Source organism: Parasphingorhabdus flavimaris, assembly GCF_013371215.1.
Taxonomy (GTDB): domain Bacteria; phylum Pseudomonadota; class Alphaproteobacteria; order Sphingomonadales; family Sphingomonadaceae; genus Parasphingorhabdus; species Parasphingorhabdus flavimaris.
Genome location: NZ_JABWMH010000001.1, coordinates 902,033 through 913,891 on the forward strand (window position 1 = coordinate 902,033; position 11,859 = coordinate 913,891).

Here is an 11,859-nt window from a genome sequence, read left to right on the forward strand (position 1 = left end):
AAAAGGGACTTGCTATGAGAATTCGGGCTTTGCTGGCATTGGCGGCTGGCGGATCGTTGATGGCCGGTTGCGCGGCTACCGCTGCGAACACAAATTCGGCCAGCAGCGCGCCGCCGGTCAAAGCGAGCAAGTCTGACGTTCCGGCGTTTCCGTCGACTTACAAAGCCTATCCTTCGGTTCCCACCGCGATTACCGGTGTGACTATCTTCGATGGTGAAGGCGGACGGATCGACAAGGGTACCGTGTTCATGGCGGGCGGAAAGATCACGTCGGTCGGTGGTCCGGATACGGCCATTCCGGCAGAGGTCACGATTGTCGACGGCTCCGGCAAATATGTCACGCCCGGTATTATCGATGTGCACAGCCATCTCGGCGACTATCCGACGCCCAGCGTATCGGCGCACAGTGACGGCAATGAAGCGACCTCTCCGGTGACCCCGGAAGTCTGGGCGGAACATAGTGTCTGGCCGCAAGACCCCGGTTTTTCGCGGGCATTGGCTAACGGCGGCATTACCTCGCTGCAAATTCTTCCCGGTTCGGCCAACCTCTTCGGAGGGCGGTCGGTTACGCTGAAAAATGTTTCGGCGCGGACGGTGCAGGCGATGAAATTCCCCGGTGCGCGTTATGGCATGAAAATGGCCTGCGGCGAAAATCCCAAGCGGGTTTACGGTGGCCGCAACCGGATGCCATCGACCCGGATGGGCAATCTCGCGCTAAACCGGCAAACCTGGATCGACGCACAGGAATATCGCAGCAAGCGGAATGATGCCAAGCCGCCGAAACGAGACCTCGCCAAGGAAACCTTGGTCGGCGTGCTGGACGGAGAAATTCTGGTCCACAATCACTGCTATCGGGCGGACGAGCTAAATCAGATTATCGATATGTCGAAGGAATTCGGCTACAAGGTGACCGCATTTCATCACGCGATCGAGAGCTACAAGATTGCCGACATTCTGGCCAAGGAAGATATATGTTCGGCGGTATGGGCGGACTGGTGGGGCTTCAAGATGGAGGCCTATGACGGCATTCCGGAAAATGCCGCACTGCTGCAAAATGCCGGGGCCTGTGTCATCATCCACAGCGATGACGAAAACCAGATACAGCGGCTCAACCAGGAAGCGAGCAAGGCATTGTCCAATGGTCGGGCTATGGGAATTGAAATCAGCGATGCCCAGGCGATCCAGTGGATCACGCTCAATCCGGCGAAAGCAATGGGTATCGATAGCATGACAGGCAGTTTGAAGCCGGGCAAGATGGCCGATCTGGTTTTGTGGAACGGCAATCCCCTGAGCGTCTACTCGCGACCGGAAAAGGTCTGGATCGACGGGGCGCTGCTGTTTGACAGCGGTGATCCGAAGCGTCGTCCCGTCAGCGATTTCGAGCTCGGCCAGCCCGGTGAAGGAGACGTCAAATGAAGCGTTTTTCCTTATTGCTAGCGTCCGCCGCAGCGATGATCGCAGCGCCACTTGCGGCCGAGACCATCGCGATTACCGGCGGCAAGCTGGTGATCGGCGATGGCAGCGCGCCGATTGAAGGCGGGACCGTGGTGATCAGCAATGATCGCGTGGTTGCAGCCGGAGCCAACGTGTCAATTCCCTCCAATGCACGACGGATAGACGCGACCGGGAAATGGGTCACGCCAGGTGTCTTCGCCGGGTTCAGCCGGATAGGTCTTGTCGAGGTCGGTGCGGTCAGCCAGACCAATGACATGAACTCGAGCGGTTCGCCGTTTTCGGCCGCGCTCGACGTGCAATATGCCATCAATCCCTTTGCATCCGCAGTCGCCGTCAACCGCGCTGCGGGTGTTACCCGCGCGGTCGTATCGCCGAGTACATCCGGTTCGATCTTTGGCGGCTATGGCGCGATCGTCGATCTCGGCCAGGATGAAGATGCGATCACCCAGGCGCGGTCGTTCCAGTTTGTCGAACTGGGAGAGACGGGCCACAGCCGGGCAGGGGGCAGCCGTTCAGCCTCGCATGTCCAGTTCCGGGCGATGCTAGAGGAAGCGCGGACCTATGCGCGCAATCCGGCGGCTTTTGACAGCGATCTGCTGAAGGCGTCGGATGCAAAGGCGTTGCTGCCGGTGATCAATGGCAGCACCAAGCTGCTGGTTCACGTCGAAAGCGCCAACGATATCCTGAAGGTCCTCGACCTGCGCGAGGATTTTCCGGCCCTGAAAATGATTTTGGTCGGCGTCAACGAAGGCTGGCGGGTTGCCGGTCATATCGCAGCAGCGGGTGTACCGGTGCTGGCTTCCGCGCTCAGCGATCTGCCTTACGGGTTCGAGGATCTGGCTGCGACCCAGTCCAATATCGGTCGCATGAAAGCAGCTGGCGTGAAGGTGGCGATCGGCATGATCAATGACCGGGATGCCCATCAGCTGCGCTATTCCACGCAATATGCCGGTAATCTGGTTGCCTTGAACAAGGTACCCCGGGCCACCGGTCTGAGCTGGAACGAGGCGTTTGCGGCGATCAGTTCGGTGCCTGCCGAGATCATGGGTGTGGGCGGCAAGCTGGGATCGCTGAAATCCGGTCGCCAGGCGGATGTGGTGATCTGGGACGGCGATCCGCTGGAGCTTTCGACGCAGGTCGAGAATGTATTGATCGACGGGGTCGAACAATCACTGAGCAACCGCCAGATCCGTTTGCGGGACCGTTATCGCAATCCTGCTCCCGGCGCTTTGCCGAAGGCATATGATTACTAGTCCCTAAAGGCGGACCATCGACATCATTCGCTCGCCATAGCGAAGACCAGCGGTGCCGCCGACCGGCGCTGCGGCTTCCAGCTGGTCGAGATCGGCATCGGACAGGGTGATATCGACCGCCGCCATGCTGTCTTCCAGCGTTGCCCGTCTTTTTGACCCTGGGATCGGCACGATGAAGTCACCCTGCGCCAGCAGCCATGCCAGGGCGATTTGCGCGGGGGAGCAATGATGGCGACCGGCGACTTCCTTGACGACGTCGACCAGTTTCATATTCTGGTCAAAATTCTCTTCCGAATAGCGGGGGTCGTTGCGGCGATAGTCATCCTCGGGCAAATCATCCCGGCTGCTGATCTGTCCGGTCAGAAAGCCGCGGCCCAGTGGACTGTAGGGGACGAAGCCAATGCCGAGATCCTGGCAAATCGGCAGGATTTCTTCCTCGATGCCGCGTTCCCATAGCGAATATTCTGACTGCAATGCCGCGATCGGATGGGTCGCGTGCGCTTTCTCCAGCGTGTCGGCTCCGGCTTCCGAGAGACCGAGAAAGCGGACCTTGCCTTCGTTTACGAGATCGGCCATCGCGCCGACGGTTTCCTCGATCGGCACATTGGGATCGACCCGGTGCTGGTAGAACAGGTCAATCACATCGACACCGAGCCGGCGCAATGATCCTTCGCAGGCGCGGCGCACATTGGCCGGGCTTGAGTCGACACCGGTCACTTGCCCGTCGTTGAACGCAAAACCGAATTTGGTCGCAATCACCAGCCGGTCGCGGCGACCGCGGATCGCGTGACCGAGCAATTCTTCATTGACCAGCGGCCCGTAAACCTCGGCGGTATCGAAAAAGGTCACGCCCAGTTCGATTGCGCGGTCGATGGTCGCCAGGCTTTCGGCCCTGCTGGCGGTGCCGTACATGGCGGTGCCGATTCCTGCCATCGGCATGCAGCCGAGGCCAAGCGCCGAGACCTCCAGTTCAGGGCCGAGTTTGCGATATTTCATGTCATGTCTCCTTCGCTGCGAGCGAGCGTCGCGGTCACGCTCATATCCGCGCTGACATTCGCCACGGTTCGCATGATATCAGGAAATGTCTCGATCGCCAAAAGCAGCACCAGCGGTTCGATTGGAATGCCCATGGCGATGCAGATCGGTGCGATCGAGGTTATGAAGCTGATCGACCCGGGCAGGCTGACCGCTCCCATGGTGGTGATCGCTGCGACGACCACGCCGATCGCCAGGATGCCGAGCGACAATTCGATACCCATCAGGTGCGCGACATATATGGCGACCGCCAGGTTCATGCAGGGGCCGGTGGCGCGAAACAGGGCGACCGCAATTGGCAGGACGACATCGGCGGACCGGTCGCCGACACCCATTGCCTTGACGCCGCTGACCATCGCCGGAAGCGAAGCGAGAGAGCTTTGGGTGGAAATGGCCACGGCCTGAGCCGGGGCGGAGGCTTTGAAAAAGGCGACCGGACTGCGTTTGCCACCGACGAAGGTGAGAATGTAGCTGAATATCCAGACCACCGCGCCGACGCTGCTTACGATCAGCACATAATGGAGCAGGGCTCCGAATGCCGCCAGCCCTGCATTCGCGCCGACGCCCAGAGCCAGAGCAAAGACACCGAGTGGTGCCAGCGCCAATACCCACTGGATGAGGATCAGCAACGCGTTGGCAATCGAATTGAAAAACTGGTCGAGCATCGTGCGCTGGGAATCGGGCAGCCGGGTGATCGCAAAGGCGAAGGCCAGCGCGAAGATCATCAGGGGGAGCACCGCATCTTCCGCTGCCGCCGCAATTGCGTTTGTGGGAATCAGCGCGCGCAGAAATTCGCTGAACGGTGGTACATCGCCCGGCGGTGCCGCGTCTCCCAGCGCCGAACGTAGCGCGGCTGCCGCGTCGATATTGAGCGGGAACAGTTCGAGAAGGGCGGGTGTTACCAAGGCCGCCATCGCTGAAGAACACCAGAGGATGAATATCATGAAAAATATCGCCCGGGCGGTCATCCGTCCGGCGCGGGCCATCGATGCGGCTTTGCCAATGCCGACGATAAGCAGGGTGAAAACCAGCGGGATGACCGTCATCCGCAAGGCGTTGAGCCACATATTGCCGACGACATCGGCTGCTTCGACGAGCAACGGGCTGCGGGGGCCGAAAAACAACCCGACGAGAATTCCGAACACCAGGGCAAGAAGTATGATTAGCGCTTTTTTCAATATTCTATCCCTTGCCGTCCATCAGGGCTTCATCAACCATGGCGACCAGCATCTGGCAAGAGATGATTATCTGTAAAATTTGCTTAAAGCGTCATTCGTTCTTGGTCTCGAGAGGGTCCATCGGCTAGAGATATGCGCAACGAGGCACGCTGATTTTGGGATGTAAACGGATATGGCGAAGAAATTTTTTGGTACCGACGGCATTCGCGGCCTGACCAACAAGCATCCGATGACGGCAGAGATTGCGATGAAAGTCGGGCAGGCAGCCGGACGGCATTTCCTGCGCGGGGACCACAAGCATCGTGTGGTGATCGGCAAGGACACGCGGCTTTCGGGATATATGATGGAAAACGCGCTGGTGGCCGGATTTACCAGCGTCGGCATGGATGTCGTGCAGGTCGGTCCGATGCCGACCCCGGCGGTAGCCTTGCTGACCCGGTCAATGCGCGCCGATCTCGGTGTCATGATCTCCGCCAGCCATAATCCGTATCATGACAATGGCATAAAATTATTCGGTCCCGACGGGTTCAAGCTGTCCGACGAGGACGAGTTCAAGATCGAGGCTTATCTTGAAGAAGAGACAATATTGGCACCGGCAGCCGATATCGGCCGCGCCAAGCGGTTCGAAGATGCCCGCGGACGCTATATCCACGCTGTCAAAATGTCGCTGCCTGACCATATCCGTCTGGACGGTCTTAAGATCGTCTGTGACTGCGCCAATGGCGCCGCCTATCAGGTGGCGCCTTCCGCTTTCTGGGAACTGGGCGCAGAGGTTGTCACGCTGGGGATCAATCCCAACGGATTGAACATAAATGACAAATGTGGTTCGACCGATCTGGCGATTTTGCAGGAAACCGTGGTCTCGTCCGGTGCCGATATTGGGGTTGCACTGGATGGAGATGCTGACCGCCTGATCGTTGTCGACGAAAAAGGGCGGGTGGTTGACGGTGACCAGCTGATGGCCCTGATCGGATCGAGCTGGAGCCGCAACGGCTTGCTGCGCGGCGACGGTATCGTTGCTACGGTGATGTCCAATCTCGGACTGGAACGCTTTCTGAAAACCCAGAATCTCGACCTGATCCGCGCGAATGTCGGCGACCGCTATGTTCTCGAGGAGATGAAAAAGGGCGGCTACAATGTCGGTGGCGAGCAATCCGGTCATATGATCCTGCTCGATCATGGCACCACCGGAGACGGCACCGTGGCCGCCTTGCAGGTGCTCGGGGAACTGGTCGAGAGTGGCAAGCCCGCGAGCGAATTGCTGCATCTGTTCGATCCGGTGCCGCAATTGCTCAAGAATGTTCGTTATGGCAGTGGTCAGCCGCTCGAGAGCGAGAAGGTCAAGGCGGTAATCGCTGAGGCCGAGAAGGAACTGGAAGGCAGCGGCAGGCTGCTGATCCGCAAATCCGGCACCGAGCCGCTGATAAGAGTGATGGCAGAGGGTGACGACGAAGGGCAAGTGCATGCGGTGGTCGACCGGATTTGTGCCGTGGTAGAGGAGGTCGCCAACTGATGCTGGAAATGCGCCCCGATTGCGAAAGCTGCGGCAAGGATCTTTCCGCCGAGCAGACTGTCGCGCTGATCTGCAGTTTTGAATGCACATTTTGTGACGACTGCAATAGCGATAAGCACAAGGGAATATGCCCCAATTGCGGAGGCAGATTGATGCCCAGGCCAACCCGTTCGAAGGAATTGCTGGCACAATTTCCCGCCTCGACATTGCGTAAATATAAATGCTGAGTTTTCTCGATGCGATGGATGCCCGAACCATCGTGGTCATCGGCCTGATCCTGCCGCTTCTCGTGACGCTGGGGCTGTTCTTCTTTGCGCGAGGCTTTTTCCGCCGGTTCTGGGTTCTGATTCTCTTGCTGGCGGGGGCGCTTGAATGGTTCCTGATCGTTCAGGTCGGGCCGCTGTTCCTGTGACCGGGACATGTCCGCGGATTTTGTCGATCGCCGGTTCCGATAGCGGCGGCGGAGCGGGGATTCAGGCGGATATCAAGACGATCACCATGCTGGGCGGTCACGCGATGACGGCGATAACCGCGATCACCGCGCAGAACACACTGGGCGTCCAGTCTGTTCATCAAATACCGACCGCGACGATATTGGAGCAGATCGAGTCCGTAGTCAGCGACATCGGCGTCGATGCCGTGAAGATCGGCATGATCGGAAGCGCCGAGGCGGCGCGGGCGGTCGCGCAATATCTGGAGAAGCTCAGCGTGGCTGTCGTCTTTGATCCGGTGATGGTCGCAACCAGCGGCAGCGCACTGGCCGATGCCGCTACGGTTGCCGCTTTCGGCGAATTGATGAGCATTGCATCGGTCGTAACCCCCAACCTTCCGGAACTGGCGGCATTGGGCGGCAAGGACGAGATTCTGGGCCATGGCTGCCATCTCGTGATCAAGGGCGGTCATGGTGACGGTGCTGTGGTTGTCGACGAACTATATTCGCCCGGTGGCCTGGTCAGAAGGATCGAAGGCAAGAGACTGGATTCAGAGGAAACCCACGGCACCGGCTGCTCTTTTGCCAGCGCGCTGGCGCTCGGACTGGGCAACGGGATGGATTTGACCGCGGCCTTTGAGCAGGCAATATCCTTCACCCGTATCGCGATCTTGGAAGCACCGGGGCTCGGTGAGGGAAGCGGGCCGCTGGGGCATCAATATGTCACCGACTTTCAGGACGAAGATCGGTGATCGTCGGCGTCGACGAAGTGGGAAGGGGCCCGCTCGCTGGCCCCGTGGTGGCCGCTGCGGTGATATTACCCAATAATCACGGGATCGCCGGGCTGGATGACAGCAAGAAACTGACGGCCCGGAAACGAGCGCTGCTCGAGCAGGAAATTATCGGTTGCTCGCGCTTTTCGATAGCCCAATGCTCCGAGGCCGAGGTTGACGAGATCAATATATTGCAGGCGACGATGCTCGCCATGACGCGGGCGGTGGAGGGCCTTGATGTCGAGCCGGACCATGTGCTGGTCGATGGCAATCGCTTGCCCCGATGGTCCTATTCAGCCGAAGCAGTCGTTGGCGGAGACGCTATCCATCCCTGCATTTCTGCGGCGTCGATCCTTGCGAAAGAATTCCGCGACCAGTTGATGATCGCAGCCGCCAGAGAATATCCGCAATATGGATGGGACCGCAACAAGGGCTATGGCACGGCGGAGCATTTGGCCGCTCTCAGACAATATGGGCCGACGCCGCTCCACCGGCGCAGCTTCGCGCCCGTGTCCCAGATGGCCCTGATCTAGGCTTCCGCTTCGGCCCGTTTCGGCGCAATTTTGCGGTTGGCCAAAATCCATTCGCCGCTTTCGCTTTTGATATATTTGGGCTGGCGGGTGACATTCCAGACCAGGCCCATTTTCTCGAGCAGCAGCAGGACATAGCCCGCGATATCGATTTCCCACCATGCCATGCCCTGAAAACTGGCGCGGGGATGTTTGTGATGGTTGTTGTGCCAGCCCTCGCCGAAGGTGAGCAGCGAGAAGATGAAGCTGTTCCTGGCCGTGCCGACGCCCTTGGTGTGTCGCTGAGAGCCGACGACATGGGCATAGCTGGAAATGCCCAGCGTGATCTGCAGGACGACGAAGGTGCGGAAATAGCCGCCGATCAGGATCGTGCTGACGACATGGTCCCAGCCGCCAAAGGCAAGACCCCAGATGCCCGGAAAGATGATCAGCGAGAAGACCAGCCAGTACCAGCGTGTCTTGTGCAGCCAGAGCACGACATCATTGTCGGCAAGACCCTTGCCGTAGATGCTGGTGTCGGTGACGCAATCGTCCATGAACCAGCCGAAATGGGAGTGGAACATGCCTTTCAGGCGGCTTGTCTTGCGACCGCGGCCATCGAGCCACGGGCTGTGGACGTCGCCAATCTCATCGGCGTGCGCATGGTGACGCCGATGGTCGGTGGCCCAGCGCAATACCGAAGACTGGATCGACATTTGCGCCATTGCGCCGAGAATATATTGCATCGGTTTCGACGTCTCGAACGACTTGTGCGAAAAATAGCGGTGGAAGCCGAGGACGATGCCGAGCATCAATATGATATATCCGGCGATAAATGCCGACCATTCCACCCAGCCGGTATCATAGGTGAACATCCACCAGACTGCGGCGATCGAGCCGAAAATCTTCGAGCCGAACACGATCGCATATTCGCGGCGTTTCTCGCGCCCTGCCTCGCCGCCGACAATGACGCCGGGATGCGGACGGGGTTCGTCGCTCTCCTGAGAAATGCCGTTTTCCTGCTGATATTTATCGCGAAAATTGCGCGCCATCTGTTTACTGACCCCCGGAATGTTACGCTCTGGATCTATTCTGCTGACCGAACATATAGCTTGAACAGCAGATTTTGTGAACCAGAATTGAAATTGGACGATTTGGGCCGCCAGATCAAAATAAATATTCGCCAGCGAGTCTTTTGCGCCACACCACTAGGGATTGAGTCTGGCGCTCGGGCCCTGACTCCATATCTGGATAAGGACTCGTTTCGTTCTCCTGCCGCGATTCGCGTTAACCATTAAGATACGCCTTTAACCTATGTTAACGGCCTTGACCGCCGGACGTTTCGGACTCACCGTTAACCCCGTTGGAAAAAGGAATTGAGTTACATGGGGATTATCGAGCGCATTCACGCACCTGAAGCACGCACCGCAAACAAGCCTGTCGCAAAGGCTGAGGCGTTGCCATTGGGGCAAATATTGAAGATGGATTGTGTCGCGGCGATGGCATCGCTGCCCGACGCGTCGGTCGATATGATCTTCGCCGACCCGCCCTATAATCTCCAGCTTGGCGGTGATCTTTACCGTCCCGAAGGCGGACAGGTCGACGCAGTCGATGACGCCTGGGACCATTTTGACAGCTTTGCCGCCTATGATGCCTTCACCAAGGCCTGGCTGGCGGAAGCGCGCCGTATTCTCAAGCCCGATGGATCTCTCTGGGTGATCGGCAGCTATCACAATATCTTCCGGGTCGGCGCTTCGCTGCAGGATCTTGGCTACTGGATCCTCAACGACATCATCTGGCGCAAGGCCAATCCGATGCCCAATTTCAAGGGAACCCGCTTCACCAATGCGCACGAGACGCTGATCTGGGCGTCGAAATCGGAAAAATCGAAATATACGTTCAACTATCGTGCGATGAAGAATCTCAACGACGAATTGCAGATGCGCAGCGACTGGGTGATGCCGATATGCGGCGGTCAGGAACGGCTGAAACGCAACGGAACCAAGGCGCATCCGACCCAGAAACCCGAGGCACTGCTCTACCGGATCATGCTGGCGACCACCAATCCCGGAGATGTTGTGCTCGATCCGTTTTTCGGTACCGGCACGACCGGTGCGGTGGCGAAGCGACTGGGTCGCGAATGGATCGGCTGCGAGAAGGAAGACAGCTATTGCGAAGTCGCCGAACAGCGGATCGCCGAAGCGCTGCCGCTCGACGAAAGCTCTTTGAAGACGATGCAGTCGCCCAAGGCCAAGCCGCGGGTTGCCTTCGGGACTTTGGTGGAAACCGGCTATCTCAAGCCCGGTGACGAATTGTGCAGCAAGAACCGCAAGTTCAAGGTGAAGGTGCGGGCCGACGGTTCGATCATCTGGGATGGGCAGGAAGGCTCGATCCACAAGATTGGCGCAACGGTGCAGGATGCACCAAGCTGCAATGGCTGGACCTATTGGTATTATGATGACGGCAAATCGCTGAAGCCGATCGACAATCTTCGCCAGACCTATTTGCTGGCTACCGAACCCTGATATGGGCGCGTCGCTGGAAGAATTGGAAGCATGTGGAGCAGATGCGCGGCTCTATCTCAAGCCGGTCGGACTGGTTGATAGTCCGCAATGGCATGAGGATAAAAACCAAATATTAAACAATAGCTTAATTTGGTTTTCTCAGATTGAATATCAGGTGATAGAAGCCGGGAAACCGAATCTGAGGGGGCTGGTCAACCTTACCCAGTGGCCGGAATGGTCGGCAGCCCTTCCGGAGCCGTTGGCGGTTCGGGCCGCTGCCCTGTTCGGCAATATGACGAGACATCACGAACCATTGCAATGCGGCGAGCGGATCATCCGGTTCGACCAGCCGCACGTGATGGGCATTCTCAATATCACGCCCGACAGCTTTTCCGACGGCGGCAAGCATCAGGATGATCCGGACAAGGCGGCCGAGGCAGGCCTGGCAATGGCTGCGTCGGGCGCTTCGATCCTGGATATCGGCGGGGAAAGCACCCGGCCCGGTGCCGAGCCGGTCTGGGAAGGCGACGAGATCAAGCGCGTGGTACCGGTGATCGAACGGCTTGCCCATTGCGGGGCCGCCATATCCATCGACACCCGCAAGGCAGCGGTGATGGAAGCAGCCATTGCTGCCGGCGCGGAACTGATCAACGACGTCTCCGCTCTGTTACACGACCAACGGTCGCTCGAAGTGGCAGGAGTGTCCGGTCGTCCGGTTGTGCTGATGCATGCACCATCCAGTGGCAAAAATCCCCATAAAAGTGACGGATATGGCAATATCGTGACGGATACGCTCGATTGGCTGGAACAGCGGATCGCCGATGTTGTCGCTGCGGGCTTCGAGCGCGAGAAGATCATTATCGATCCCGGCCTCGGCTTCGGCAAATCGCTGGCAGACAATCTCGCCCTGATGAACAATATCGCAATGTTCCATACGCTCGGCCAGCCGCTGCTGATCGGCGCCAGTCGCAAACGGATGATCGGGGCCTTGTCGAAGGAAGCACCGGTCGATCAGCGTCTCGGCGGTTCGATCGCCTTTGCGCATCATGCGATCCAGCAGGGGTCGCAAATCGTTCGCGTGCATGATGTGCCCGAAACGGTTCAGGCCCTGCAGATCTGGCGCGGGATGCGCGACGCCGGGTTGACCGCGCCCGTTTGAACAGCGGTGCATGCTGATCGGTATCAAATAGAATATCTGTTTGGCCAAAGC

The 11,859-nt window shown here is 58.6% G+C and carries 12 protein-coding genes; 9 read left to right on the forward strand and 3 right to left on the reverse strand.

The window, feature by feature from the left end:
• Positions 1 to 14 precede the first annotated feature (14 nt).
• Both HUO14_RS04390 and HUO14_RS04395 read left to right on the forward strand, forming a co-directional pair.
• Positions 15 to 1,415: an amidohydrolase gene (locus HUO14_RS04390; protein WP_176278627.1), complete on the forward strand. Its 1,401-nt coding sequence runs from the start codon at positions 15 to 17 to the stop codon at positions 1,413 to 1,415.
• On the forward strand, positions 1,412 to 2,707 hold the full coding sequence (locus HUO14_RS04395; protein WP_176278628.1) for an amidohydrolase family protein: 1,296 nt from the start codon (positions 1,412 to 1,414) through the stop codon (positions 2,705 to 2,707). The genes HUO14_RS04390 and HUO14_RS04395 overlap by 4 nt, the downstream gene beginning before the upstream one ends.
• 3 nt (positions 2,708 to 2,710) lie before the next feature.
• Here the strand turns inward: HUO14_RS04395 and HUO14_RS04400 are convergent, their stop codons facing one another.
• Complete coding sequence (locus tag HUO14_RS04400) at positions 2,711 to 3,703, reverse strand: aldo/keto reductase (protein ID WP_176278629.1); 993 nt, start codon at positions 3,701 to 3,703, stop codon at positions 2,711 to 2,713.
• Positions 3,700 to 4,920, reverse strand: coding sequence for a dicarboxylate/amino acid:cation symporter (locus HUO14_RS04405; RefSeq protein ID WP_176278630.1), 1,221 nt, complete (start codon positions 4,918 to 4,920; stop codon positions 3,700 to 3,702). Before HUO14_RS04405 ends, HUO14_RS04400 begins: the two co-directional genes overlap by 4 nt.
• A gap of 172 nt (positions 4,921 to 5,092) precedes the next feature.
• Here HUO14_RS04405 and glmM point away from each other — a divergent pair, with 172 nt between their 5' ends.
• From glmM to HUO14_RS04430, 5 genes are read left to right on the forward strand one after another with little or no spacing between them, the layout of a single operon-like run.
• The gene (gene glmM / locus HUO14_RS04410; RefSeq protein WP_176278631.1) at positions 5,093 to 6,433 is read left to right on the forward strand and encodes a phosphoglucosamine mutase; all 1,341 of its coding nucleotides are present in this window, start codon (positions 5,093 to 5,095) and stop codon (positions 6,431 to 6,433) included.
• Positions 6,433 to 6,660 (forward strand): DUF1272 domain-containing protein, encoded by a 228-nt coding sequence (locus tag HUO14_RS04415; RefSeq protein ID WP_176278632.1) that lies wholly within the window; start codon positions 6,433 to 6,435, stop codon positions 6,658 to 6,660. Before glmM ends, HUO14_RS04415 begins: the two co-directional genes overlap by 1 nt.
• Positions 6,654 to 6,845, forward strand: coding sequence for a hypothetical protein (locus HUO14_RS04420; RefSeq protein WP_176278633.1), 192 nt, complete (start codon positions 6,654 to 6,656; stop codon positions 6,843 to 6,845). The genes HUO14_RS04415 and HUO14_RS04420 overlap by 7 nt, the downstream gene beginning before the upstream one ends.
• Positions 6,806 to 7,615, forward strand: a complete 810-nt coding sequence (gene thiD, locus HUO14_RS04425; protein WP_176278634.1) for a bifunctional hydroxymethylpyrimidine kinase/phosphomethylpyrimidine kinase — start codon at positions 6,806 to 6,808, stop codon at positions 7,613 to 7,615. Before HUO14_RS04420 ends, thiD begins: the two co-directional genes overlap by 40 nt.
• The gene (locus tag HUO14_RS04430; protein ID WP_343046049.1) at positions 7,612 to 8,169 is read left to right on the forward strand and encodes a ribonuclease HII; all 558 of its coding nucleotides are present in this window, start codon (positions 7,612 to 7,614) and stop codon (positions 8,167 to 8,169) included. The genes thiD and HUO14_RS04430 overlap by 4 nt, the downstream gene beginning before the upstream one ends.
• Here the strand turns inward: HUO14_RS04430 and HUO14_RS04435 are convergent.
• Positions 8,166 to 9,197, reverse strand: coding sequence for an acyl-CoA desaturase (locus tag HUO14_RS04435; RefSeq protein ID WP_176278635.1), 1,032 nt, complete (start codon positions 9,195 to 9,197; stop codon positions 8,166 to 8,168). The two genes, HUO14_RS04430 and HUO14_RS04435, sit on opposite strands and share 4 nt — an antisense overlap.
• A 333-nt stretch (positions 9,198 to 9,530) precedes the next feature.
• On the opposite strand from HUO14_RS04435, the gene HUO14_RS04440 reads away from it, so the two are divergent.
• Both HUO14_RS04440 and folP read left to right on the forward strand, forming a co-directional pair.
• On the forward strand, positions 9,531 to 10,670 hold the full coding sequence (locus HUO14_RS04440; RefSeq protein WP_176278636.1) for a site-specific DNA-methyltransferase: 1,140 nt from the start codon (positions 9,531 to 9,533) through the stop codon (positions 10,668 to 10,670).
• A gap of 1 nt (position 10,671) precedes the next feature.
• Positions 10,672 to 11,808, forward strand: a complete 1,137-nt coding sequence (gene folP / locus HUO14_RS04445; protein ID WP_176278637.1) for a dihydropteroate synthase — start codon at positions 10,672 to 10,674, stop codon at positions 11,806 to 11,808.
• Positions 11,809 to 11,859: the final 51 nt, after the last annotated feature.

Excerpts from the sequence above, each read along its gene's own strand:
- HUO14_RS04390 (WP_176278627.1), top strand. The coding sequence starts at position 15 with ATGAGAATTCGGGCTTTGCTGGCATTGGCGGCTGGCGGATCGTTGATG.
- HUO14_RS04395 (WP_176278628.1), top strand. The coding sequence starts at position 1,412 with ATGAAGCGTTTTTCCTTATTGCTAGCGTCCGCCGCAGCGATGATCGCA.
- HUO14_RS04400 (WP_176278629.1), bottom strand. The coding sequence starts at position 3,703 with ATGAAATATCGCAAACTCGGCCCTGAACTGGAGGTCTCGGCGCTTGGC.
- glmM (WP_176278631.1), top strand. The coding sequence starts at position 5,093 with ATGGCGAAGAAATTTTTTGGTACCGACGGCATTCGCGGCCTGACCAAC.
- HUO14_RS04415 (WP_176278632.1), top strand. The coding sequence starts at position 6,433 with ATGCTGGAAATGCGCCCCGATTGCGAAAGCTGCGGCAAGGATCTTTCC.
- HUO14_RS04420 (WP_176278633.1), top strand. The coding sequence starts at position 6,654 with ATGCTGAGTTTTCTCGATGCGATGGATGCCCGAACCATCGTGGTCATC.
- thiD (WP_176278634.1), top strand. The coding sequence starts at position 6,806 with ATGGTTCCTGATCGTTCAGGTCGGGCCGCTGTTCCTGTGACCGGGACA.
- HUO14_RS04435 (WP_176278635.1), bottom strand. The coding sequence starts at position 9,197 with ATGGCGCGCAATTTTCGCGATAAATATCAGCAGGAAAACGGCATTTCT.
- HUO14_RS04440 (WP_176278636.1), top strand. The coding sequence starts at position 9,531 with ATGGGGATTATCGAGCGCATTCACGCACCTGAAGCACGCACCGCAAAC.
- folP (WP_176278637.1), top strand. The coding sequence starts at position 10,672 with ATGGGCGCGTCGCTGGAAGAATTGGAAGCATGTGGAGCAGATGCGCGG.